This is a genomic window from Photobacterium panuliri (assembly GCF_059920555.1).
In genome coordinates, this window is the sequence record NZ_CP197193.1 from 569,560 (window position 1) to 592,247 (window position 22,688).

24 protein-coding genes are annotated in these 22,688 nt (G+C 46.6%); 14 read left to right on the top strand and 10 right to left on the bottom strand.

Annotated features, from left to right (window positions below):
* Positions 1–3: 3 nt before the first annotated feature.
* Positions 4–384 (bottom strand): MerR family transcriptional regulator, encoded by a 381-nt coding sequence (locus ACSF8X_RS18785; RefSeq protein ID WP_047879104.1) that lies wholly within the window; start codon positions 382–384, stop codon positions 4–6.
* A gap of 155 nt (positions 385–539) precedes the next feature.
* On the opposite strand from ACSF8X_RS18785, the gene ACSF8X_RS18790 reads away from it, so the two are divergent.
* The 7 genes from ACSF8X_RS18790 to ACSF8X_RS18820 are packed head-to-tail and all read left to right on the top strand — an operon-like array spanning position 540 to position 8,260.
* A complete protein-coding gene (locus tag ACSF8X_RS18790; RefSeq protein WP_500851978.1) occupies positions 540–1,730 on the top strand; it encodes a thiolase family protein in 1,191 nt (396 codons plus the stop codon).
* Positions 1,731–1,765: 35 nt separating this feature from the next.
* Positions 1,766–3,274, top strand: coding sequence for a CoA-acylating methylmalonate-semialdehyde dehydrogenase (locus ACSF8X_RS18795; RefSeq protein WP_500851979.1), 1,509 nt, complete (start codon positions 1,766–1,768; stop codon positions 3,272–3,274).
* A gap of 54 nt (positions 3,275–3,328) precedes the next feature.
* On the top strand, positions 3,329–4,483 hold the full coding sequence (locus ACSF8X_RS18800) for an acyl-CoA dehydrogenase family protein (protein ID WP_500851980.1): 1,155 nt from the start codon (positions 3,329–3,331) through the stop codon (positions 4,481–4,483).
* A gap of 26 nt (positions 4,484–4,509) precedes the next feature.
* Positions 4,510–5,292, top strand: coding sequence for an enoyl-CoA hydratase (locus tag ACSF8X_RS18805; protein ID WP_500851981.1), 783 nt, complete (start codon positions 4,510–4,512; stop codon positions 5,290–5,292).
* Positions 5,293–5,320: 28 nt separating this feature from the next.
* On the top strand, positions 5,321–6,526 hold the full coding sequence (locus ACSF8X_RS18810; RefSeq protein WP_500851982.1) for an enoyl-CoA hydratase/isomerase family protein: 1,206 nt from the start codon (positions 5,321–5,323) through the stop codon (positions 6,524–6,526).
* Between the two features lie 30 nt (positions 6,527–6,556).
* Complete coding sequence (gene mmsB / locus ACSF8X_RS18815) at positions 6,557–7,474, top strand: 3-hydroxyisobutyrate dehydrogenase (protein ID WP_500852121.1); 918 nt, start codon at positions 6,557–6,559, stop codon at positions 7,472–7,474.
* A 27-nt stretch (positions 7,475–7,501) separates the two neighbouring features.
* The gene (locus tag ACSF8X_RS18820) at positions 7,502–8,260 is read left to right on the top strand and encodes an SDR family oxidoreductase (protein ID WP_500851983.1); all 759 of its coding nucleotides are present in this window, start codon (positions 7,502–7,504) and stop codon (positions 8,258–8,260) included.
* A 56-nt stretch (positions 8,261–8,316) separates the two neighbouring features.
* Here ACSF8X_RS18820 and ACSF8X_RS18825 read toward each other — a convergent pair whose 3' ends face one another.
* The 3 genes from ACSF8X_RS18825 to ACSF8X_RS18835 all read right to left on the bottom strand — a co-directional run bounded on the left by ACSF8X_RS18825 (position 8,317) and on the right by ACSF8X_RS18835 (position 10,105).
* Positions 8,317–8,424, bottom strand: coding sequence for a hypothetical protein (locus tag ACSF8X_RS18825; protein WP_047879096.1), 108 nt, complete (start codon positions 8,422–8,424; stop codon positions 8,317–8,319).
* Positions 8,425–8,462: 38 nt separating this feature from the next.
* Positions 8,463–8,978, bottom strand: coding sequence for an NUDIX hydrolase (locus ACSF8X_RS18830; RefSeq protein ID WP_047879095.1), 516 nt, complete (start codon positions 8,976–8,978; stop codon positions 8,463–8,465).
* Positions 8,979–9,055: 77 nt separating this feature from the next.
* Positions 9,056–10,105 carry a GGDEF domain-containing protein gene (locus tag ACSF8X_RS18835; RefSeq protein ID WP_047879162.1) on the bottom strand — a complete coding sequence of 350 codons (1,050 nt, stop codon included), beginning with the start codon at positions 10,103–10,105 and terminating at the stop codon, positions 9,056–9,058.
* A gap of 307 nt (positions 10,106–10,412) precedes the next feature.
* Here ACSF8X_RS18835 and galE point away from each other — a divergent pair, with 307 nt between their 5' ends.
* Entirely contained in the window at positions 10,413–11,429 is a 1,017-nt protein-coding gene (gene galE, locus ACSF8X_RS18840) for a UDP-glucose 4-epimerase GalE (RefSeq protein WP_500851984.1), read from the top strand.
* Between the two features lie 61 nt (positions 11,430–11,490).
* On the opposite strand, the gene ACSF8X_RS18845 is transcribed toward galE, so the two are convergent.
* Together ACSF8X_RS18845 and ACSF8X_RS18850 are read right to left on the bottom strand one after the other, a co-directional pair.
* Positions 11,491–12,102: a PH domain-containing protein gene (locus ACSF8X_RS18845; protein WP_500851985.1), complete on the bottom strand. Its 612-nt coding sequence runs from the start codon at positions 12,100–12,102 to the stop codon at positions 11,491–11,493.
* A 247-nt stretch (positions 12,103–12,349) separates the two neighbouring features.
* Positions 12,350–12,955 (bottom strand): DUF2238 domain-containing protein, encoded by a 606-nt coding sequence (locus ACSF8X_RS18850; protein ID WP_500851986.1) that lies wholly within the window; start codon positions 12,953–12,955, stop codon positions 12,350–12,352.
* Between the two features lie 384 nt (positions 12,956–13,339).
* Here ACSF8X_RS18850 and ACSF8X_RS18855 point away from each other — a divergent pair, with 384 nt between their 5' ends.
* Entirely contained in the window at positions 13,340–14,683 is a 1,344-nt protein-coding gene (locus ACSF8X_RS18855) for a DEAD/DEAH box helicase (RefSeq protein WP_500852122.1), read from the top strand.
* Positions 14,684–14,773: 90 nt separating this feature from the next.
* Here ACSF8X_RS18855 and ACSF8X_RS18860 read toward each other — a convergent pair whose 3' ends face one another.
* Genes ACSF8X_RS18860 through pdhA form a run of 3 tightly spaced genes read right to left on the bottom strand, consistent with a single transcriptional unit; the run spans position 14,774 to position 18,001 of the window.
* On the bottom strand, positions 14,774–15,940 hold the full coding sequence (locus ACSF8X_RS18860; protein WP_500851987.1) for a dihydrolipoamide acetyltransferase family protein: 1,167 nt from the start codon (positions 15,938–15,940) through the stop codon (positions 14,774–14,776).
* Positions 15,937–16,920, bottom strand: a complete 984-nt coding sequence (locus ACSF8X_RS18865) for an alpha-ketoacid dehydrogenase subunit beta (RefSeq protein ID WP_047879090.1) — start codon at positions 16,918–16,920, stop codon at positions 15,937–15,939. The genes ACSF8X_RS18860 and ACSF8X_RS18865 overlap by 4 nt, the downstream gene beginning before the upstream one ends.
* A complete protein-coding gene (gene pdhA / locus ACSF8X_RS18870) occupies positions 16,913–18,001 on the bottom strand; it encodes a pyruvate dehydrogenase (acetyl-transferring) E1 component subunit alpha (RefSeq protein WP_500851988.1) in 1,089 nt (362 codons plus the stop codon). The genes ACSF8X_RS18865 and pdhA overlap by 8 nt, the downstream gene beginning before the upstream one ends.
* A gap of 340 nt (positions 18,002–18,341) precedes the next feature.
* Between pdhA and ACSF8X_RS18875 the strand changes: the two genes are divergently transcribed.
* From ACSF8X_RS18875 to yidD, 5 genes are all read left to right on the top strand, one after another.
* Positions 18,342–18,800 (top strand): hypothetical protein, encoded by a 459-nt coding sequence (locus ACSF8X_RS18875; RefSeq protein ID WP_047879088.1) that lies wholly within the window; start codon positions 18,342–18,344, stop codon positions 18,798–18,800.
* A gap of 138 nt (positions 18,801–18,938) precedes the next feature.
* Positions 18,939–19,376 (top strand): DUF6568 family protein, encoded by a 438-nt coding sequence (locus ACSF8X_RS18880; RefSeq protein WP_047879087.1) that lies wholly within the window; start codon positions 18,939–18,941, stop codon positions 19,374–19,376.
* Positions 19,377–19,539: 163 nt separating this feature from the next.
* The gene (locus tag ACSF8X_RS18885; RefSeq protein ID WP_047879086.1) at positions 19,540–20,454 is read left to right on the top strand and encodes a cation diffusion facilitator family transporter; all 915 of its coding nucleotides are present in this window, start codon (positions 19,540–19,542) and stop codon (positions 20,452–20,454) included.
* A gap of 377 nt (positions 20,455–20,831) precedes the next feature.
* Positions 20,832–21,317: a metal-dependent hydrolase gene (locus ACSF8X_RS18890; protein WP_500851989.1), complete on the top strand. Its 486-nt coding sequence runs from the start codon at positions 20,832–20,834 to the stop codon at positions 21,315–21,317.
* A gap of 71 nt (positions 21,318–21,388) precedes the next feature.
* The gene (yidD, locus tag ACSF8X_RS18895; RefSeq protein ID WP_084722232.1) at positions 21,389–21,766 is read left to right on the top strand and encodes a membrane protein insertion efficiency factor YidD; all 378 of its coding nucleotides are present in this window, start codon (positions 21,389–21,391) and stop codon (positions 21,764–21,766) included.
* A gap of 58 nt (positions 21,767–21,824) precedes the next feature.
* On the opposite strand, the gene ACSF8X_RS18900 is transcribed toward yidD, so the two are convergent.
* A complete protein-coding gene (locus ACSF8X_RS18900; RefSeq protein ID WP_500851990.1) occupies positions 21,825–22,517 on the bottom strand; it encodes a tRNA (adenine(22)-N(1))-methyltransferase in 693 nt (230 codons plus the stop codon).
* Positions 22,518–22,688: the final 171 nt, after the last annotated feature.

The following is a 22,688-nucleotide window of genomic DNA, read 5'->3' on the forward strand; positions in this document are numbered from 1 at the left end:
CCTCTAGCCTAGCGGTGATTGAGTGTTCAGTGCCCGCTGGCATCGTTTCCGGGCCGTTTGAAGTTCGTGCATGACAATATTGATATCTTCCATTTGGCGGCGGAGTAGAGCTTCTTTATCGTCGATAATACTCAACATTTTACTCAGTTGGTGCTGGCTCTGTTGGGTATCGTACAGGTCAAATAACTCGCGGATTTCAGCCAATGAAAACCCAAGCCGCTTGCCTCGCAGGATCAACCTGAGCCGAACTTTATCGCGGCGTTGGTAAACCCGGGTATTTCCCTTGCGTTGTGGCTGAAGCAGGCCGACATCTTCGTAGAAGCGGATACTTCGTGTTGTGATATCAAATTCCTTGGCGAGCTCGCTGATCTTGAAGGTTTCCACTGCGTACCCCTTTGGATGTTGTCGCCTTGTTTCTTTACGTTAACGTAAATGTTAGTGCTATGCTTACGTAAACGTCAAGCTAGTGCAAGCAGCGTTGGATTAGCTATCGAATTACGGCTATTGATCCGGCAAAAAATGAGGATGGGGACAAGCTGATGAATAGAGAAGTCTGGATTGTTGCAGCCAAACGAACACCTATTGGTAGTTTTCAGGGCAACTTGGCCAGCCAGCCTGCCCCTCTGCTCGGTAGTATTGCCATTGCTGGGTGTCTTGCCGATATGGCGGATAGTCAGATTAATATCGATGAGGTCATTATGGGGCTTGTGCTCAGTGCCGGTTGCGGGCAGGCCCCGGCTCGGCAAGCAGCACTGGCTGCTGGGATTTCGGAATCAGTCGGGTGTAGCGTTGTCAATAAAGTGTGCGGATCTGGCATGAAAGCGGTGATGCAGGCGTACGACGGTGTACTGCTCGGGCGGCAATGTATTGTTGCTGGGGGCATGGAAAGCATGACCAATGCGCCGTACTTGCAACTTAATGCCCGGCATGGGTTGCGTTTGGGGCATAGTCAATTGCTCGATCACATGTTTTTGGATGGGTTGGAGGATGCCTATGATGGGCATTTGATGGGCGTTTACGCTCAGCAAATCGCGGATCGAGAGGGTATAAGCCGACATAGTATGGACAAATGGGCCGTGAAATCGACAGAGCGAGCCAAGCAGGCCCAAGAGATGGGGTGGTTCAGTGATGAAATTGTTCCGGTAACCGTCAGTGATCGTCATGGCGATAAGCAAATCATTGCTGATCAGCATCCTTCCAGCATCAATATCGAAAAAATCCCCCACTTAAAACCGGCTTTTTCCCCTAAAGGCTCCGTGACGGCGGCAAACTCAAGTGCGATTTCAGACGGTGCGGCAGCATTGGTGGTAATGGACTCAGAAGTGGCACAGGCCGCAGGCATTGCACCTTTGGCCGTGATTCGAGGTCATGCTACCCATGCTCAAGCGCCTGCAGAATTTATTACAGCCCCTGAATTCGCTATTCGTCGTTTATTGGAACAGCTCAATTGGCGGGAGGCGGAGATTGATAGTTGGGAAATTAACGAGGCATTTGCCGTTGTTACGTTGTTAGCCATCAAAGGGTTGGGGCTTGATCCTGAGCGGGTCAATCCTGATGGTGGCGCGTGTGCCTTGGGGCATCCTATCGGTGCGAGTGGTGCGCGCATTTTGGTTACCTTGCTCCATCGTTTGCGCAGGCAGCGGCATATTGATAACCGGCCTGTGCGGGGCGTTGCTGCATGCTGTATCGGTGGCGGAGAAGCAACCGCTATTGCTATTGAGATTCCCTAGTCTTTGAGCTGGGAGAGCACCCCAGAGGAGTCATCATGAACAAGCTTAAAAGCCTACCAAGCGTACCCTTGTATATCGATGGCGTGTTCAGATCTTCGTCGACTAGCCATTGGTTACCAGTTACTGATCCTGCAACCAATGTCGAGATAGCAAAAGTGCCGTTGGCGACTGAGCAGGAAGTGGCCTTGGCAATCACCAGTGCCGGTGAGGCATTTCAATCATGGCGTGAAGTGCCGGTTCCGGAAAGAGCCCGCTTGATGTTGAGTTATCAGCATCTTCTCAAGCAACATCATGATGAATTGGCGCAGTTGCTTTCCAGCGAAACCGGCAAGAACGCTGCCGATGCTAAAGGCGATGTATGGCGTGGGATAGAAGTGGTTGAACAGGCTGCCAATATCGCTAGCTTAATGATGGGAGAGACGGTTGAGAATGTTGCCCCTGATATTGATACCTATTCATTAATTCAGCCATTGGGAGTGTGTTGCGGGATCACGCCGTTCAACTTTCCAGCCATGATTCCGCTTTGGATGTTTCCGATGGCGATAGCCGCAGGTAATACTTTTGTTCTGAAACCTTCCGAGCAAGTGCCTTTGACTGCGATACGCCTTGCCGAGTTGTTTGAGTTGGCCGGAGCACCTAAGGGCGTGCTGCAAATTGTGCACGGGGGCAAAGAGCAAGTCGATATGATGCTTGTCGCTCCTGACATTCGTACTGTGTCGTTTGTCGGCTCTGCTCCCGTTGCTCGCTATATTTACCAGACTGGTACCGGTAGCGGCAAGCGAGTACAGGCATTTGCAGGGGCAAAGAACCACATGGTTGTGATGCCCGATGCCAATATGGAGCAAGTTGTCAGTCACCTTGTCGGGGCGGCGGTGGGGGCGGCGGGACAGCGGTGCATGGCGATCTCCGTGGTGGTATTGGTCGGTAGTGCAAAGACGGTGCTTCCAGCATTAAGGGCGGAGATGTCACATGTCCGCCCCGGAGCTTCGGATGATGAGCAGGCTGCTTATGGGCCGTTGATTAGTGCAGCGGCCAAGGCGCGGGTGCTTGCGTTAATTAAAGAGGGAATCGCCCAAGGGGCAATTTGTGAAATTGACGGAAGCCATTGTGCCGTTGATGGGTATCCCGATGGTCATTGGGTCGGACCAACCTTGTTTAGTGGTGTTGAATCCTCAATGTCTATTTATCAGGAGGAGATATTTGGCCCGGTATTGGTTTGTCTGGAAGTAGACAGTTTGACTGAGGCGATTGAGCTCATAAACCGCAATCCATATGGCAACGGAACATCTATATTTACCGGTAGCGGGGCAGCCGCACGTCAGTTCCAACATCAGGTTCAGGTTGGTCAGGTCGGAGTGAACGTGCCAATACCGGTACCGTTGCCGTTTTTCTCGTTTACCGGGTGGCGGGGCAGTTTTTATGGCGATCTCCATGCATACGGAAAGCAGGCGGTGCGCTTTTATACGGAAACTAAAACCGTCACGGCACGCTGGTTCGATCAGGATATACCGTCTGGCCCGAATATGACTATTCATCTGCGTTAACTACCAGTACGCCAGTGGCATGTATGGTTTGCAGGGTAAATATGGGGGCATGTGATGGATTTTGAATTGAACGAACAGCAGCGGGCTTTTATTGATGCTGCTCGACAATTTTCCGATGAGCATCTCGCACCACAGGCCGCAACGTGGGATGAATTGCAGGTTTTTCCCAAAGCGGTTCTGCGTAAGGCGGCTGAAATGGGATTCATGGGGCTTTATGTGCCTGAGGCTCAAGGGGGGCTTGGCTTAAGTCGGCTTGATTCATCCATTATTTTTGAACAGCTTGCGATGGGGTGTACATCAACTACAGCCTATATGACGATACATAACATGGTGAGTTGGATGATAGCCCGGTTTGGAAGCGATCAGGTAAAGGCTGAATATTGCGCCAAGTTAGTCAGCGGTGAATGGTTAGGCTCTTATTGCCTGACGGAAGCCAATGCAGGTTCGGATGCTGCCTCATTGTTGACGAGGGCTGATCATGATGGTGATGGATATGTAATTAATGGTGCCAAGGCATTTATTTCCGGGGCTGGTGAAACCGATGTATTGATTGTTATGGCTCGTACCCATAAAGGTGGTGCGAAAGGTATTTCAGCATTTGTTGTGCCGGCCCAAGCTGAAGGTATCAGCTATGGTCGAAAAGAGCCGAAAATGGGGTGGAATAGTCAACCGACCCGATCTATCTCGTTTGATCAGGTGCGTGTTCCCGACCATTGTCTGTTGGGTAATGAAGGCGATGGTTTTCGATTTGCAATGCAGGGATTGGATGGTGGCCGGATTAATATTGCCGCGTGTTCGTTAGGAACAGCACAACAGGCCCTAAATGAAGCTCGTCGCTATGTGGTGGAGCGCCATCAGTTCGGCCACCCTCTGGCACAATTTCAGTCAGTGCAGTTTAAGTTGGCCGATATGGTTACCGAGCTTGTGGCTGCACGCCAGTTGGTACGCTATGCCGCTTTCAAGTTAGACCACGCAGATCCCGAGATGACGGCATATTGTGCGATGGCGAAACGGATGGCGACGGATATCGGTTTTAAGGTTTGCGATCAGGCATTACAGCTCTTTGGTGGTTATGGCTATATCCGTGAATATCCCCTTGAGTGCCATTTTCGGGATGTCAGGGTTCATCAAATACTGGAAGGCACCAATGAGATAATGCGCTTGATCATTGCGCGTCGGGTGCTCGAAGACAGTGCTGATCTGCACTGAAATAACACACCCAATATGGGGGCTATATGAGTGGTTCGTCAATGATTCAGTGCGATATTGAAAAGCATCTAGCCATACTTACGATAGTCAATCCACCAGCCAATACCTGGACTGAAAGCAGCTTGATTGAATTGCGAGATAGTGTACGAAAATTGGATTCGGATCCGGATATTTATGCTTTGGTTTTGACCGGTCAGGGTGAGAAGTTTTTCTCCGCAGGGGCGGATTTGAAACTGTTTGCCGACGGAGACAAAGCAACGGCATTTAATATGGCAAAGTGTTTTGGCGAGGCTTTTGAAACTCTATCTGCATTTCGGGGGGTATCTATCGCGGCGGTGAACGGGTATGCGATGGGGGGCGGCCTGGAGGCTGCTATGGCCTGCGATATTCGGGTGGTTGAAGCTCACGCCGAGTTGGCGTTACCGGAAGCAAAAGTTGGCTTGCTGCCTTGCGCAGGGGGAACGCAAAACCTAACTCGGCTTGTCGGTGAGGGGTGGGCAAAGCGGATGATACTGTGTGGTGAAAGAGTGACAGCGTCACAGGCTGTGGATATTGGCCTTGCTGAAGAAGTCGTAGCCTGCGGTCAGAGTTTGGATGTCGCGCTATCTATGGCCCGCTCTGTTGCAAATCAGTCACCAAGCTCGATTGCAGCATGCAAACAGTTGATTCAGTACACGCGAACGGCGCCGATGTGCCATGCATTGGTCAAGGAACGTGAACTGTTTATGCATTTGTTCGATACCGTAGATCAAAGCGAAGGCGTTAATGCTTTTCTCGAAAAACGTCCACCAGTTTGGAAAAATCAATAATATTCACGATTACCGTTTAGGAGTCATTATGGAAGGGGCTGGGAAGGTCAATATTTCAGAGTTGGTTTGCCGCGACGGTTGCAAGATAGGAATGGCAGAGCTGGATAACCCATCGTCGTTGAATGCATTAAGCTATCCGATGCTAAAGCAACTCTACGAGGCTTTGGTGCACTGGCAGTATGATGAAAGTATTGCATGCGTGTTTCTCCATAGCTCAGGTAGTAAGGCTTTCTGCGCAGGAGGTGACGTACGGAGCATGTACCGGGTGATGGATTCGGTGCAAGATGATGTGACAACGTCACATGGTGCGCCGTTGCTCGGTTGTCAGGCAACAGGCTTTTTAACGGATTATTTCTCGCTTGAATATACCACTGACTATCTGATTCATACCTATCCAAAGCCTATCATTGTTTGGGGTGACGGTATTGTGATGGGCGGCGGAATGGGGCTTTACATCGGAGCTAGCCATCGAGTGATGACGCCGCAAAGCCAATTAGCCATGCCGGAAATCAATATTGGCTTATATCCCGATGTAGGGGGGACGTGGTTTTTGAATCAATTACCCCAGGGGGTCGGTCTGTTTCTCGGGCTCACCGGTGCGACGCTAAATGCCAGTGATGCACTTGCGATCGGTATGGCAGATCATGTTGTCGCGTCAAAGGACAAGCTAAGGTTCATTTCTTGTTTGCAGCAAGCTGACTGGTTAGGTGCCGAGCCAGAAGTGTTGGTTGATCAAGTGCTGGCTAGTTTGGGGCATCAGACGTTGGTTGAACACCCCTGTAGTCAGCTATTGCCTTATCTTACCGAGATCCAGCAAGTGTGCCAGTACGGGAGTCTGGCTGAGGTTTGTCAGGGAATTGCTTCACTTGGTACAAAGCCAAATGTGGATCCCTCATGGTTGCAACGTGCCCAGTCGGCCCTGTCATCAGGGAGCCCGATTTCGGCCCATATCTGTTATCGTCAGATTAGGCAATATCGCCATGAAACAATGGCGGATTGTTTTAGATTGGAGCTGACCATATCGGTGCGTTGCGGTTTACTTGGTGAGTTTCACCAAGGGGTCAAAGCTCGGCTTATCGAGAAGACAGGTCAGCCTCAATGGAAGTTTGCAACCGTTGAACAAGTCGATGAATCTTTGATTGATCGCTTATTTACGCCTTTATGGGCAGACAATGAACATCCGCTTCAACATCTCGAGGCTATCCATACTCCCGGAATACTCAGCGCGTATTAAGCCGAGTATTTAGGGGCGTAAAGGAGGTTAATCATGAAAATTGGGTTTATCGGGGTGGGTAATATGGGCCACCCTATGGCATTGAATCTGCTACGAGCCGGATGTCAGGTCAAGGTTTATGATGTCGTTGCCGATGCCGCATCGGATCTTGCTGACAAAGGGGCTGAGGTTGTTGGTACGTTGCAACAAGTCGTATCAGGCGTCGATACTGTGATTACCATGTTACCGGCCGGCGAACAGGTCAGAGCGGTGTATTTGGGGGATCATGATGGTGGACTTGGTATATTGAATATGGCCGATAGCGGTACGCTTTTTATTGATTCATCCACAATCGACCCTGCTTCGGCTCGGCTGGTGGTAATTCAAGCGGCGAGTAAGGGCGTTGATTTTGTCGATGCACCGGTATCTGGCGGTGTGGCGGGAGCGAAAGCCGGTACATTGACGTTTATCGTCGGGGGAAGTGATGCCAATTTCCAGCGCGCAGGGCTTGTTCTCAAATTGATCGGTAAATCAATACTGCATGCAGGCAAAGCGGGAGATGGCCAGATGGCCAAAATTTGCAACAATCTTATGCTTGGCATTCAGATGGCAGGAGCTTGCGAAGCATTGAGCCTTGCTATTGATAATGGGTTGGATCCGCAGGTTGTGTCTGAAATCATGCAGCAGAGTTCGGGGCAAAATTGGGTACTTGACCGTTATAATCCTTGTCCTGGGGTGATGGCGAATGTGCCTGCGTCACAGCAATATCAACCGGGGTTTATGGCGAAATTGATGTTAAAAGATTTGGGGTTGGGACTCGATGCTGCTGTTGAAAGCCAGTCCCCGATCCCTATGGGGACATTGGCGCGAAATTTGTATGCCTTTCATAATGCAGCCGGTAACGAGTTGTTGGACTTTTCGAGCTTGTTTGAGTTCTATCGACGCCGGAGTGATAACTCGAAGCAGTAAGCCGCAGTGATGATGGGGGAATGACGGATGGATATTAGGCAGTCAACCATAGCAATAACCGGGGCAGGTCAAGGGTTGGGGCAAATGATAGCAATTTGTTTGGCGCGAGCCGGTGCTGACTTAGCCTTGCTTGATATCGATCCTGAAGGGTTGGCTGCAACCCAGCGTCAGTGCCATATGCTCAGTGCCAAAGCACTTATATATCAGGTAAACGTCACCGATGAGAATCAAGTGGAAGCAGTGTTCGAGCAGATCATGGGGGATTTCGGACGACTGAATGGCTTAATCAACAATGCAGGTATATTACATGATGGCATGTTGGTTAAAGCCAAGGGTGACGACATTGAAAAAATGCCGTTGAGTCAATTTCAGAATGTGATGGCAGTCAATTGTACAGGAACGTTTCTGTGCGGAAGAGAAGCGGCATTGCAGATGATCCAGGCTGATTGCGAGGGGGCGATTATTAATATTTCCAGTATTGCCCGAGCGGGTAATGCCGGACAGAGTAATTATGCCGCCTCCAAGGCAGCAGTTGCTACGATGGCGGTGTGTTGGGCAAAAGAATTGGCGCGTTACGGAATAAGAGCTGCGGCTATTGCCCCTGGTGTGATTGATACCTCAATGGCCAAACAGTTGAAGCCAGAAGCCATCGAGAGATTGCAGGCCATGATCCCATTAGGGCGAATAGGTAAACCGTCTGAGATAGCAGAAGCGGTGAAATTTATTTTAAAAAGCGACTACTTTACCGGACGGGTACTTGAAGTAGATGGAGGGATGCGAATGTAGCCGCTGTATCTCTCGTTGCAACGAGAGTAATGAGGTTTCCGTGGCTGAATATGATGCTAGGGGGCGAAGAAAAACACGAACAGTGCCATACCGCCACCGATGATAAACATCAGCATAGCCATAATAGCTGCGAATTTATTGAGATATGTAAATAGTTTATCCATCGAGCTGCCAGTTCAGTAAGTAATATTCATTCGTTTCGTTATAAATAACCTGACGCCTGCGCTTTTAGGAATGTTGCCAGCGTCTTTGCATCGTTGATTTTACCATCGGCGACGTTGCTTATGAAGGCTTGAGGGGTTAGCGTAACCACTTCTATGATTTCGTCTTCGTCTAATTCGCCATTTGCTGGTGACAATCCTCTGGCAAGGTAGACATGCTGCACTTCATCACAAAAACCTGGTACGGGAAATAAGTCGCCCATAGCTTGCCAGTCACGAGCTTGCAGTTGGGCTTCCTCTGCAAGTTCGCGTTGGGCACATGTCAGAATATCTTCATTTGGCTCGAGAGTCCCTGCCGGGAATTCAAGAATCCATTTGCCAATAGCGGGGCGGTACTGTTTTACCATGACAAGATCACCTTGATTGGTTATAGGTAAAACGATCACGGCTCCCGGGTGTTTAACGGTAGTGAATTCGATATGCCGTCCATCAGGAAGCTGATGCTCTGATTGTTCAACACTAAAGCATTTCCATTGGCATAATGTTCGCTGCGTCATTGTAGATCCTACACCTGAGCTAATTTGGAGATAGTTTGTTTTCGTAATATACCGGATTTTATTTAAGTATTATAAAGTTAGCTTATTGCTATCTGATCTCGTCCCCAATTTTTCGCCCGCTGTCGGGCTGAATCGACTTTGATGTAGTCTAAACTGAACATTTGGTATTCAACTTGGGTTAAGCCGATGCTTACCGTCACTGAAATTGTCTGCCCGTTATCAAGATGCAGTTGGCAAGCCGCTATGTGGGATTTTAAGTTGAGTGCATTTTGTTCGGCTTCATCCAACGAGGTTTCAGGTTGTAGTATGCAGAATTCACCACCTCCAACTCTTGCAAGGTAGTCACCTGTATTCGAGAGTTGCTTAAGGCGCTTCGCGACCATAATCAGAACATTATCGCCAGCTTCCAACCCGTATCTGTCGTTGATATTTTTGAGCCCGTCGATCTCAAGTGAGAGCATAGTGAGATCTTTTAAGTAGCGGTTACTGCGATAGGCCTGCTGTTGGTAGGCTGCTTCCATGCCCTGTCGATTAAGAAGACCGGTCAGAAAGTCAGTGGTTGATGCTTGCTGGACCTGTTTGATAGCGTCGTTGCGGTGTTGGGCAAGTAGATAGGCCATGACAACAACCATGATGTAGGCACTCAGATTTTGCAGCGTTTCTGTAATTTGGTGCTGTTTGCTCGCCATTTCGCTGGCACTCATTACGATATATACCAGTCCAAATAGTAGGCTATACCAGCATGCTAGTTGATGGCGAAGAGCGAAGAAGCACAAAAGAGGAATAGTCAGAGCAACGGTATGGGAAACTAAATTAGTTGATTGAATGTAGAAATCGTAAATGCAAGTAAAAGAGGTAAAAGCAATGAATACCCAAATTAACAGATAAGGATTTTTACGGCGAAGGTTTAGGTAGTGAAGTGTAATGGAAAGCCCAGTTCCGATCAGTGTAATAGCTGTTGGTGCAAGTGCGCTTTCGGTAACAAAAATAGCGAAGGCAATAATCAGGGTAACAACTGCAGAAATGGGAAATAGAGTTTGTAGTTGTTGCCTTAGTGTTTCTGCACCGAGTTCCATGTGGGCGAGGTTTTCAGAACGGAGTTGATCACTTCTAAAAATCACCGTCATAGTGTTTATCCCTTTCGTTTTATTCCATTTGTACGCAACTTCATGCATTTTGATGTGTAGCTTAAAGTAGAGGGTGGGCTATGTCTAATTTTTTCATGAAAAAAATGTAATGGACAGTTCTGTGATACATGGCGTTGTTCTACTGTCTGATTTTATTTTTCAATTGGTTAGAGTGTGTTTTATGTGGTTTGATAGTACGATGTTCCACATATGTTACATTATTTGATAATGGTTTTTCTCCCTGCCTAATTATATTCCTTGGGTATGCTATGTTTTGAGTATATTGGGTGTAGACAGGGAGAGACGTATGCATGTGTTAGTCACTGGTGGCACGGGATACATTGGCAGTCATACCTGTGTTCAAATGATTGAAGCGGGCATGACCCCGATTATTTTGGACAACCTTAGTAACAGTAAAAGATCTGTATTATCGCGTATCGAGATGCTAACGGGTGTAAGCCCTGTGTTTTATGAAGGCGATATACGCGATCGTATAGTCCTTGATAAAATATTTGCCGAAAACAAAATTGATGCCGTCATTCATTTTGCAGGTTTGAAAGCGGTGGGTGAGTCAGTTGAGAAGCCGCTGGAATATTATGATAACAATGTGCATGGCACGTTGGTACTGGTGGAGGCTATGCGCGCTGCTGGTGTAGGTAGCTTGATATTCAGCTCGTCAGCGACTGTCTATGGTGATCCTATCTCAGTCCCGATCAAGGAAGACTTTTCGACGAGTGCAACTAATCCGTATGGCCGCAGTAAGCTGATGGTGGAAGAGTGTCTGACGGACATCCAGTGTGCTTATCCGGAAATGAGCATTACTCTGCTGCGTTATTTTAATCCCGTTGGGTCACACCAGTCTGGTTTGATGGGAGAGGATCCGCAGGGCATACCTAATAATCTCGTACCATTTATTTCCCAAGTTGCAGTAGGGCGCCGTGAGTTTTTATCTGTTTTTGGCGATGATTATCCAACGGTAGATGGAACGGGTGTCCGAGACTATATTCATGTGTTGGATCTTGCTGATGGTCATTTAGCGGCGCTAACCCATAAAGGCAGCGAAGCGGGTCTGCATATCTATAATTTGGGTACCGGAAATGGTTTTAGTGTCTTACAGATGATTGATGCATTCTCAAAAGCTGCAGGGGTTGAGGTTGCCTATCAAGTTGTATCTCGCCGTCCAGGTGACATAGCTGAGTGTTGGGCTGATCCTGCAAAAGCGAAAGAAGAACTTCATTGGCAAGCGACACGAACTATTGATGATATGACAGCAGACACTTGGCGTTGGCAGTCATCAAATCCTGATGGTTATCCTGATTTATAGTACGCTATTTAAACAAAAAGCCCAGCCAGATGATGCTGGGCTCTATTTTTGAGATTATATTTTAATTGTTAATATATTTTTCGAATATCTCAGAAAAATCTTCGCGAATATACTTTTCTTTCGATGATTCCATATACTGTGCTGCGAAATGCGTTATTTTCTCAAATTCAGATGAAACCGTTGATTGTGATGTAATTCGCCCAACGGATTCAGACGCAATTTCAAGTGAACGGAATGAATCTTTTAAGCGATCTGAGTTAATGATCTGTAAGTGAGAAATTTCGAATAAGGCTTTATACAAATCCTTTAGTTGTTCAATCTGTTGCTTGTCAACATCGATCGAGAAATATGTCTCACCAACGTTAAACTTGATTTCGGCGTCAAGGTCGATAGTACCCGCTGTTTCTAGCAAGACAGAAGAAAACTGATTGAAAGCATATTCATAGCGTTTCAATACACGCTTTGAGCTTATTGCTAATTCGCCATCGACATGGATAAGAGCACGGTTGGTAAAGCAATATTCATCTTTTTTTGATTTGATCAAAAAGAAAATTTTTTCATTGTCTTCGTGGAAAATATAATCGTCTGCGTCTACTTTATCGTAATCGGCTGGCGATACAATGCGACCAATATCGCTCAGGCCCAGCGCTTCTGATGCAAGTCTTTTAAACATGATGGTACCGTTCTATTATTCATTATTTAAATGTGTTCCTGAATATGCGGGAAGGATAATTACCTGTCAATAGAACCCTTGTAATTAAATATTTTGGATTGTAAAGGGTCGTGTAATTAAAGCGAGCCAATGTATTTCAATCGAAGAACAGTACCTTTGGCAGGAATACTATCTGTTCGGTCTTTTTTATTGAATACATTGGACCCACTCTAAATTCTGCATTTTGAATATATAACTGTAAAATAAGTTACTCAGTCAAATGGTAAGGCTTGGTTATTGCGAAGAGACTTAAACTTGTGATGGCGCCGAGTGTATCAGCTAGCATGTCTTTTTGTGCATCCCAGATATCGCCTTGGCTACCAAGGAATTCAATACCGGCATCGCCACCTTCTAACACGGCATACCACCACTCAATAATTTCATACCCGGCAGCGACGGCCATGATGCTGGTCAAGCCGACAAAAGATGCTAAGACAGGGTTACAGTATCGTTTTCTGGTTAATAACTCCGCAATAGGGAAAGCATAGAACCCGATAGAATAATGGGCGACACGGTCGAAGTGGTTTCGGCCTGAATCGAAGAAACCATTGAACCAATCGAAGGGGACGTTAGCAAAGGTATAATGGGCTCCGATGGCATGCATGATCAGCCAGACAGACATTAGGCCATAAGCCATATTTGAAAAGCGAAATTTAGGGTAGGTAACAACCAATAGCAGGAAAATTGCTGCAACAGGTATGATTTCAGCGATCCAAACCGCCTGAAACGCTGGGTTGATGCCTGACCAGACAATGATAGCAGCAATAAATAACCCCAGAGTGCAAGGGAAGAGGTGGTTTGATGGTGTACGCATGGCAATATCCTTTTCGATCTTATTTGGCTCAATTTAGGATCAAGCCTATTGTGGCCAAAGCTATGTCGCTCATAAATTTAATGAACACTGTTTTATTATAATTTTCATCAATGATCAAGTAATTCGTCATAGGATGCAAAACCGGTCACAGACTTGTTATTGATTATAATTCAGTGCACTTTGGAGCCAGCATATTGAGGTGACCTGATAGAATCCGTAGGCTTGATGGTCAATATAGCGTGTCAGATTAAAGATTTATGGTATAATTCTCTGCTAAACAAATTTAGTGATGTGTGACTCAAATCACGGCAGGTTATGTTCGTGGTCACACTCAATCGAAAGTACGATACCCGCTCGCAAAGAGCATCTGACCGGAGCACGATTTTGCTATTTAACGATCTTGGATTAGACCAACGCCTGATCAAAAAACTTCACCATTTGGCGTTTGAGAAACCAACTGAAATTCAACAAACTGCGATTCCAGTAGGGATTCTGGGTAAAGACATATTGGCATCGTCGAAAACTGGCTCCGGTAAAACTTTGGCATTTTTGCTGCCAGCGATGCAGCGCATGTACCGCAGCAAACCATTTACTCGCCGCGACCCTCGCGTAGTGGTATTGACGCCTACTCGTGAACTGGCAAAGCAAGTTTTTGCCCAGCTACGTACATTGAATGCCGGCACGCCATATGACGGCACACTGATTGTAGGTGGTGAGAACTTTAACGATCAGGTTAAGGCACTACGCAATGACCCGATGTTTGTGATTGCAACCCCTGGCCGTCTTGCTGACCATTTGGAACACCGTAGTACAAGTCTTGATGGGCTTGAAATGCTGATTCTGGATGAAGCTGACCGTATGCTTGATCTTGGTTTTGAAGCTCAGTTGCGCCGTATTCATGAGGCAGCGTCTCATCGCCGCCGCCAGACTATGATGTTTTCGGCGACTCTGGATCATCAAGATGTCGTCAGCATCGCGTCTGATATGCTGAAGGAGCCTAAACGCATTTCGGTTGGCCATTCAGCAGAAGAGCATACAGATATTACCCAGCGTTTTATTCTGTGTGATCACCTAGATCACAAGCAGGCTCTGCTGGATAAGATTATCGAAACTGAAGAGTATGATCAGATGATTATCTTCACGGCTACCCGTGCTGATACTGATCGTCTGACCAACTTACTGAATGAGCGTAAGCTTAAGGCAGTGGCACTCAGTGGTGATATGAACCAGACTCAGCGTAACAATATCATGAGTCAGTTTGAGCGTGATTGTCATAAGATTCTGGTGACAACGGATATTGCTTCTCGCGGCTTGGATATCAGCAAGGTATCGCATGTAATTAACTTCGATATGCCGAAGCATGCTGAAGAATATGTACACCGTGTAGGCCGTACGGGTCGTGCCGGTAACAAGGGCGATGCATTCTCGCTTGTTGGTCCAAAAGACTGGAAGAGCTTCAAGAATGTGGAGGCTTTCTTGCAGCAGCAGATTAGTTTCACGACAATCGAAGGGCTGGAAGGTAAGTTCAAGGGGCTGAAACCTGCGCCTAAGAAGCAATTCCACAAGAAGAAGCCAACAACGAAGAAGCCTGCTGACAAGAAGCAGAAGCAAGGCGCAGACAAGCCGAAGAAGCGTATGGATAAGCGTTTCTACCAGAATATGGCAGTGGGCGACAATGTCTTTATGCCGAAGAAGAAAAAGCCTGTTGATCCAAGCGCCGACGATTAATGCTGTAGGGTTATGATCAATTAGCGAAAAAAATGCCAGTCGTAAGACTGGCATTTTTTTATTTGGTTATTGAGCGGTTACTTTCAATAATTAAAAATTGCCATCAGCTTGTTCGAGATGGCGGGCGAGGGTGGTGACGAAACGGGCGGCTTCTCCTCCCGTGCAGGCTCGATGATCAAACGTGATAGACAATGGCAGGACGTTGATGGCTTGCACTGTGCCGTGTCGCATTACCACCCTTTCAATAATTCTACCCGCGCCAATAATGGCGACCTGCGGTGGGCTAACGACAGGTGTGGCGAAAATTCCACCGATAGCCCCGAAGTTGGATAAGGTAATAGTGGCATGTTGAAGTTGTTCTCGCTCTATTTTGCGTTCTCTAATGCCGAGGATTGTCTTGTCGAGCCATTCGCGGATACTGCCGGAAGATTGCTGGTCAGCATGCCTAAGTACGGGTACATAGAGTCCGTGCTTGCTGTCGACGGCGATGCCTATATTTACTGTTGTATGGACGCAGCGGGTCAGGGTTTCCGCATCGAACCAAGCATTGAGGGCAGGTTCCTGCTGGCAGGCAGACACAACGGCTTGTATCAGCCGGCATGTGATGTCTTCATTATTGTGCCAGTTTTCTAAATACGCTTCTTCGGTGAGGGTGACGTTAGCGACTTGCTGGTGAGATGAGGACATGGTGTCCACCATACTGCGTCTGGCCCCTTTCAGAACTTCTGTACCGGGGGTCTGTTGGCTGCAGGCTTGGTAGATGTCTTGGTCGGTGATAACCCCGTCAGGCCCTGAGCCTTTTATGACTTCAAGTTTGATGCCGAGTTTTTTAGCTAGGATTCGAGCCGATGGCATGGCCGTGAGTTGAGGGTGATTCTCTGGTTTTTCTGCATGGTGACCGAGCCAGAATTCGTCGACGTTGATATCGTGGGTCTGGCTGGATACATTACCGACCACGGTTGCTGCATTGGGTGATGATTGTGTACTGCGCTCTGTCGTTGGTGGTGGGGTGTACGACGACTGATTTTCTTCGATTTCAAGCAGCAGGCTGCCGATGCCGATGATATCCCCTTCATTACCGTGACGATTGATAATGGTGCCACTGTAGGGAGCGGGTACTTCAACGGTGGCCTTGTCGGTTTCAAGGGTAACTACAACTTGGTCAGTTTCAACGACATCGCCAATATTGACATGCCATTTGACAATTTCTGATTCGGCGAGCCCTTCACCCAGGTCGGGTAGTAAAAAAGATTTCATTTCCATCCCTCCACAAGTTCACGGGCAGCTGCAACGATATCATCAGGTTGAATCATGAAATAGTCTTCGTTGCGGTAGTACGGCATGATGGTATCTGATCCGGTGACCCGTTTAGGCGGGGCTTTGAGTAAGCACATAGCTTGTTCGGATATTCGCGCAAGGATTTCAGCGCCAATACCACAGGTCTGGCAGGCTTCGTGTACCACCAGTATGCGTCCGGTTTTGTTGAGTGAATGAATAATACTTGCCATATCGATTGGCTTGATAGTCGCTAAGTCGATGACTTCCACTTCGATACCGTTCAAGGCAAGGGTTTCTGCGGCTTGTAATGATTCAACGACGCAAGCTCCCCATGTTACCAAGGTTAGGTCGCGTCCTTGGCGTAGGGTAAAACAACGATCGAGTGGCAAGGCACAGCCGTCATCGGTTACATCGGATTTGACTGTACGATAGATGCGCTTTGGCTCGAAAAACATGATTGGGTCATTACTTCGAATGGCGGCGAGAAGTAGCCCATAAGCACGGCGAGGTGAAGATGGAATGACGACTTTTATTCCTGGAATATGGGCAAATAACGCTTCAACACTCTCCGAGTGATGCTCTGGTGCATGAATTCCCCCGCCAAAAGGCGCGCGGAAGACAGCGGGGCAGGTCAGGCGGCCACGGGTTCGGTTGCGGATTCGGGCAGCGTGGCAAACCAAGTGCTCCATTGCAGGGAAGACGAACCCCTGAAATTGGAATTCAGCAACGGGGCGTAGTCCTTGCGATGCCATTCCGACTGCGATACCACCAATTAAGGCTTCTGCCAGGGGGGTATCAATAACTCGTTTGCAACCAAATTTTTCTTTTAACCCTGCCGTTGCACGAAATACACCACCGTTATCGCCTACATCCTCACCGAGAACGACAACGTTTGAGTCATGCTGCATCTCATGGTGTAGAGCAAGGTTCACAGCATCAAGCAAGGTTATATTAGCCATAGTGCTCTCCTTGCATCCGCATCGCTTTGTTGATAATCATGTCACGCTGACGTTGCAGATCATCATCCAGTGTTTCAAACAATGTGTCGAAGGCCGCTTCAGGCGGCTGGGGGGACATAGATTGATATTTGTCGACGGCGACTTGAATCTGCTGTTTACAATGCTCGTCCCATTCATTCTGTTCTTTGTCGCTCCATGCTGAGTGCTGGGTTAAGAACGTTCGCAGACGGGTGAGAGGCTCGTAATCCCATGCTTGTTTCAGCTCATCATCGCTTCGGTAGCGAGATGCATCATCGGCAGTCGTATGGTCGCTTAAGCGATAGCTTATGGCTTCGATCAGGGTGGCTCCTTTGCCAATACGTGCCTTGTGCAATTTGTCTTTGATCACATCGTACATCGCCACGACATCATTGCCGTCAACGGTGATGCCTTCGATACCGGCCCCTTTGGCTTTGTCGGAGAGCAGTTCAGCCCCGCACTGAAGAGAGCGGGGGACAGAGATGGCCCATTGGTTGTTGTTTATGACGAAAACCAGCGGAATGTTCCATGCACCGGCACAGTTGAGTGACTCGAGGAAGTCCCCTTTTGATGTCGCGCCGTCGCCACAGGTTACTAGTGCTGCTTGATGGTGCCCTTGTATTTTAAGCGCTGCTGCTACACCAACCGCATGGGTACACTGAGTGGCGATTGGAACGCAAAACGGTAAGTCCCGGCTTAGGCTACCGTTGGTAGAAAAATCACTACCACGTTCATCACCTCCCCAATATTGGAGGTTTTTTTCCATTCCGATTCCTCGCTTCCACATGGCTGGAAGATCCCGGTAATAGGGGATGAAGACGTCAGAGGCTAGCAGGGCGTGGCCAATTGATATACCAATAGCTTCAGAACCAAGGTGTGATGGGTAGGTTCCTAGTTTACCTGTTCGTTGTAAGGCGACGGCTTTAAGATCGTAGGCACGGGTTAGTACCATGTCGCGGTAAAAATCTCTTAAGGTAGCCAAGTCAGCCCAACTAGGTAGTGGCTGTACTAATGAACCTCGATGATCGATGAAGCGATGCATCGGCATGGCTTGTACATTCATCACTCGCTCCTTTTTTAGCTGCCTCAAATGAGGCGGACAGCAAATTGTCAGTAAACCGGCGAGAAATCGGGTTGTGAGAAGGGCGTTGCTGGATTACTTGATAGTTTTAATTGTAATCAGAATGTTAATGTTCGCCTGTGGTGGGTGTTGATTGGGGAGTAAACATTTCGGTACACCCTGCATCGTGGTCTTTCATCTCATAACATGTAGCGTTGTGTCAGGATTAAGAACCGTAGATGATAACGCGAAATTGTAGAGCGGGTTGCGCATACTTCTTAATACGGTCAGGCATGGTTTGGTATCTACCACTAAATCTATATAACAAAGTTTGGAATATGCCATGAAGTATTGCAGTGCTGTTGGTTTGTTATTTTTTGTTGCGGCTTGTACTTCGCAAGAGGAGGGAGCGGGGATAAGTAGTCAGCGCGATATTTATGTTGAGGACAAGTGCTATACGGGGTCAGGGGTAAAGTCATTGACGGCATCGTTTGATGAGTTTATGAGTGAACGACAAAAAGAGCTGGCGCTGCTTCGAACAGAGCTCAGTGCTGAAAATTACGAACAGCTTGAGTTTGCATTGCAGCACTTTACAACTTATTGGGGCAAGTTGGCCCAAGAGAGGGATCTGGCTTGTGAACAGTATGCGACATGCAGTTTTCTCCGTCTTAAGAGTCCGGAACTGCACAACCAGAGTAATTTCTGTGATGGGTCTGGTTTTGAGTACAGTGTAAGTCGCGCAAAAATGCTTAATTTTTATAGTGATATTGAGCGACTACAATTACAAAAGAACGCACCATGAGCGTTGAGGATCGCCGAGAGACAGAGCGGAAAAGCGATGATATACACTATTCGTTCATATTTGGTGATATAACGAGATTTGTTGATTGCTTTTACAAGGTGATTAGGTATATATTTTAGCCTTTCTAATGTGTGATTTATGTCTAATTTTATTCTTGTTTGCCCGCACTGTAATCAACGTAATTCGTTTACAGTCAATTCGTTATCAAACTCCCCATTATGCCCGTCTTGCCAAAAAATGGCGATTGATGGCACTGTCGTTGATGTAGACGCTCAAACGTTTCTTGCAATGACACAGTCACCTCGACCTGTTGTCGCCATATTTTGGTCAGACAATTGCGCACCTTGTAAAGCCTTCAAGCCAGTCGTGGAAAAAATGGCGAAGCAGCGTAGTGAAAAAATACGCTTTATTCGGATAAATGCGACCAAACATCAGCAACTGACACAGCGCTTTCGTTTGCGTGGGGTACCAAGTGTGCTTGCGTTCAAGAAAGGAAAGCAGCAATCGGCATTGCATTCAGGTTTGCAAGCCAGTGCTTTTTCGCGCTGGCTTGACGAAAATGTTCTGAAAAATTAGTCTGATCGATCAGCGTGATGACAGCCATGAACTTGTTCATCTTCGTGAGCTGTGATAGTAGTATATATGTAACGTATGTGTTGCATTATAGGTTTGCACTTGATGTGCAAGATGTAAATAACCGCAATTGAAATTGCAAATAGAGTAATAACAGGAGGAAATTATGGCTACTAGCCGTAAAATTAGTAAAGAGCGCATGGCCCTTAAGATGTCCCTTGCCGGTACGGTACTACTGACTAGCTTGGGCGTTGGCTACGGATTGTATGTCGGATCCGATGCGATTCTGCTTGACGGCATGTTTTCATTGTTGAGTATGGGTATGACTGGCTTGAGCCTGTATACCGCTTACCTCGTCTCAAAACCCGATGATGAATATTTCCAATTTGGATATGCGCACCTTGAACCGTTAATTAACGTGGTCAATGGCTTGCTCATCCTCATTACCTGTATCTTGGCGTTTATCAATGGTGTGCAAACCATTGTCAGCGGAGGTCATGAAATTGTGCTAGAGCACGCCATGATCTACGCGGTGCTATCGACCTTCTGTAGCTTTGCGATATATTTTACTGAAATTCATATTGCGAAAAGTGAGCAGTCTGAGCTTGTGAGAGTCGACTCTCAGGAGTGGTTGATCGATGGTATTCTGAGTGCAGCAATCCTGGTTGGTTTTGTTCTTGTCATGATCATGGATCAATTTGGTTATTCGCAGTGGAACCGCTATGTGGACCCAATTTTGGTTTCAACACTATCACTAGCAGCTGCTGTATTGCCGATTAGCGTGTTACGACGCAACTTGAAAGAAGTCTTGTTGGTGGCACCACAAGATGATGTTCAGGAAAATGTTGATCGTGTGATTGAAAAACTGTCGAAACAATATCATTTTGAGGATTATACCCATCATTTGGCGAAAACTGGTCGTCAGTATGATCTTGAGGTGAATATCTTAGTTAGAGATGATAATTTCTGGACGACTAAGCGTCAGGATCAGGTACGTCAAGTGCTTTGGGAATCTTTGTCTGAGCAACTTGGTGATGCTTGGCTATCGGTATCATTTACCGGCCAGGCACGTTGGTTGTAAGTTATATCGCTGCTTGAAAATAGGGGGAGAAGCATTGCTTCTCCCTTTTTTCATACTAGTAATGCCATCGTAGTAAATAATTAATCACTCTAGTTTGTTTAAATACTCGACAACGGAATTAGCATTTTTAAATGTAGAATAACCAGTTATATAAAATCTGCTAGTTGTTTATTATTATCCTATACTAATTTTAATCAATAGCTTACAGTGATAGGTATAAATTATATTTTAAAAAGTAGTTATCTAAGCTGTAAATTATGTATAAAGCTCATCTTAACTCTACATCACTCGCAAAATGAATAAGGTGGCAAGGTTAAGGACTTCTTTCTTGGTATTCTAGCGCACAATGAATTTCAGATGTGAACTAGGATGAGGTCATGCCGTTTACACCGTTACATATGGGACCAAGTCTGGTCATGAAAGCGGCACTAGGGCGAACATTTTCTGTGACTGTTTTCGGGTGGTCGCAAATTCTTATTGATATTCAGCCATTGCTGGTGATGCTTGGGTACAACGGTGAGTTGCATGGTACATCTCATTCTCTATTGGGGGCGGTAGTTATTGCTATCATTGCGGCAATAACAGGAAAACCCTTGGGAGAGTTAGGGTTAAGAATCATGCGCTGGGATTGCTATGTCCCCATATCTTGGAAAATTGCGTTCATCACTGCCTTTATTGGTACATTTAGTCATGTATTGATTGATAGTGTTATGCACGTTGATGTGAATTTGTTGTATCCATTTGGAACACTGAATTTTCTGCATGGTGTTGTGAGTATTTCGCAGCTCCATCAAATATGCATTGTGAGTGGTGTAATTGGTGGTGGACTTTTTTTATTGCGGGAATGGAGGCGACGTAAGTAAAGTTATGTCTTTTTATGATAGTATTTCCGCAAAATTTTTAGTAAGTATTGTCTTTAGATGAGGAATGACGGATGCGTCGTGCGGTAGTCGTATTAATTCGTTTTTATCAGCGCTATATATCGCCGTATAAAGGGTACCGATGTGCCCATGCATATTATCGTCAAGGGGATTCTTGTTCGGAAGCGATCCGTAAATTAGTCATTGAGCATGGTGTAGTGAAAAGCTTGCCTTTGGCTAGAAAGCGGTTTCAAGATTGTAGAACGGTTTATTTGATCGAGAGCCAGAATGATAGAAAAGAAAAAAGAAAGCGTCGTTGGCGTAATTGTTTAGAAACCTGTGATTGCTACTGCCAACCCGATGTCATAGATTGCATTCCAACAAACTATTGTGATTCACCAACGATACCTTGTGATTGCTCATTGCTTCCATATCGTGGTAGCAAGAAATAAAAGGGTCGCTTCTCCATTGGCCGCTGCATGGGCCGCGGCCTAATTTTACCTAGTTACTTCATGATACGGTTACTGCATTGTAAGCATCAATAATATGCTGTACGTCTACTTTCTTGCCTTGCTGGATTCGTTGATAATGAGCCAGTGTCTTTGTGAGGTATTTTTGTGCAATGGTATCTTGTTCTGGTATTGCGGACAGCCAGAATGATTCGCCTACAAGGCTGACAGCCGATAATTTATCAATATCCCGGTCTGTTCTAGGGGGAGATACCAACATTACTTCATAAAAACGTTGGTTGTCCTCGACCAATGCTTCTTGTTTGCAACTAAAACCCAATGAATTGAGCTTATTCCTTAACGTGAATTGATGATGAACAGGGCACAGTAAAAAGTCGACATCCACTTTTGGGTGGTGTAGATGCAAGTCCTCAATAAATTTTGTCATGAGATCCCCACCAACGCCGGCAATAATAATGAGTTGGCGGCCTTTGTAGCGGCTGAGTGGCAAAGTAGAAACATCCTGACACAGAGCTTCCCAACGTGTTTCAGAATCTTCATGAAAATGCTGTAGCTTGTTTTCAAGAGTCTCGATAAGTTCAGGGACGATATCAACAAAGTGAATATACTGAGCAGCGTTACGGGTAAGGAGGGCGGTACCTAGGTGGCCGTGATCGCAACAGCAATCCCAGATATGGCTATAGTCTGAAGTCACCATTGATTCGATTTGTTTTAGACGTTTACTGAGTTTCAATCTTTGTGCCTGCTGGTGCGGTGGATATAAAAGCGGTCAGCATTGTACTGGGTTTTATGTTGTCTGCACGATTTTTATCTCAATGCCCACGCTGTTTCCACCTTTGATAATTTGGGTATAAGTGAGATGAGCGACTAAATTTTAATGAGGAGTTTGTCTCTAGGTAGTTAT

Excerpts from the sequence above, each read along its gene's own strand:
- ACSF8X_RS18790 (WP_500851978.1), top strand. The coding sequence starts at position 540 with ATGAATAGAGAAGTCTGGATTGTTGCAGCCAAACGAACACCTATTGGT.
- ACSF8X_RS18795 (WP_500851979.1), top strand. The coding sequence starts at position 1,766 with ATGAACAAGCTTAAAAGCCTACCAAGCGTACCCTTGTATATCGATGGC.
- ACSF8X_RS18800 (WP_500851980.1), top strand. The coding sequence starts at position 3,329 with ATGGATTTTGAATTGAACGAACAGCAGCGGGCTTTTATTGATGCTGCT.
- ACSF8X_RS18805 (WP_500851981.1), top strand. The coding sequence starts at position 4,510 with ATGAGTGGTTCGTCAATGATTCAGTGCGATATTGAAAAGCATCTAGCC.
- ACSF8X_RS18810 (WP_500851982.1), top strand. The coding sequence starts at position 5,321 with ATGGAAGGGGCTGGGAAGGTCAATATTTCAGAGTTGGTTTGCCGCGAC.
- ACSF8X_RS18820 (WP_500851983.1), top strand. The coding sequence starts at position 7,502 with ATGGATATTAGGCAGTCAACCATAGCAATAACCGGGGCAGGTCAAGGG.
- ACSF8X_RS18825 (WP_047879096.1), bottom strand. The coding sequence starts at position 8,424 with ATGGATAAACTATTTACATATCTCAATAAATTCGCAGCTATTATGGCT.
- ACSF8X_RS18830 (WP_047879095.1), bottom strand. The coding sequence starts at position 8,978 with ATGACGCAGCGAACATTATGCCAATGGAAATGCTTTAGTGTTGAACAA.
- ACSF8X_RS18835 (WP_047879162.1), bottom strand. The coding sequence starts at position 10,105 with ATGACGGTGATTTTTAGAAGTGATCAACTCCGTTCTGAAAACCTCGCC.
- galE (WP_500851984.1), top strand. The coding sequence starts at position 10,413 with ATGCATGTGTTAGTCACTGGTGGCACGGGATACATTGGCAGTCATACC.
- ACSF8X_RS18845 (WP_500851985.1), bottom strand. The coding sequence starts at position 12,102 with ATGTTTAAAAGACTTGCATCAGAAGCGCTGGGCCTGAGCGATATTGGT.
- ACSF8X_RS18850 (WP_500851986.1), bottom strand. The coding sequence starts at position 12,955 with ATGCGTACACCATCAAACCACCTCTTCCCTTGCACTCTGGGGTTATTT.
- ACSF8X_RS18860 (WP_500851987.1), bottom strand. The coding sequence starts at position 15,940 with ATGAAATCTTTTTTACTACCCGACCTGGGTGAAGGGCTCGCCGAATCA.
- ACSF8X_RS18865 (WP_047879090.1), bottom strand. The coding sequence starts at position 16,920 with ATGGCTAATATAACCTTGCTTGATGCTGTGAACCTTGCTCTACACCAT.
- pdhA (WP_500851988.1), bottom strand. The coding sequence starts at position 18,001 with ATGAATGTACAAGCCATGCCGATGCATCGCTTCATCGATCATCGAGGT.
- ACSF8X_RS18875 (WP_047879088.1), top strand. The coding sequence starts at position 18,342 with ATGAAGTATTGCAGTGCTGTTGGTTTGTTATTTTTTGTTGCGGCTTGT.
- ACSF8X_RS18880 (WP_047879087.1), top strand. The coding sequence starts at position 18,939 with ATGTCTAATTTTATTCTTGTTTGCCCGCACTGTAATCAACGTAATTCG.
- ACSF8X_RS18885 (WP_047879086.1), top strand. The coding sequence starts at position 19,540 with ATGGCTACTAGCCGTAAAATTAGTAAAGAGCGCATGGCCCTTAAGATG.
- ACSF8X_RS18890 (WP_500851989.1), top strand. The coding sequence starts at position 20,832 with ATGCCGTTTACACCGTTACATATGGGACCAAGTCTGGTCATGAAAGCG.
- yidD (WP_084722232.1), top strand. The coding sequence starts at position 21,389 with ATGCGTCGTGCGGTAGTCGTATTAATTCGTTTTTATCAGCGCTATATA.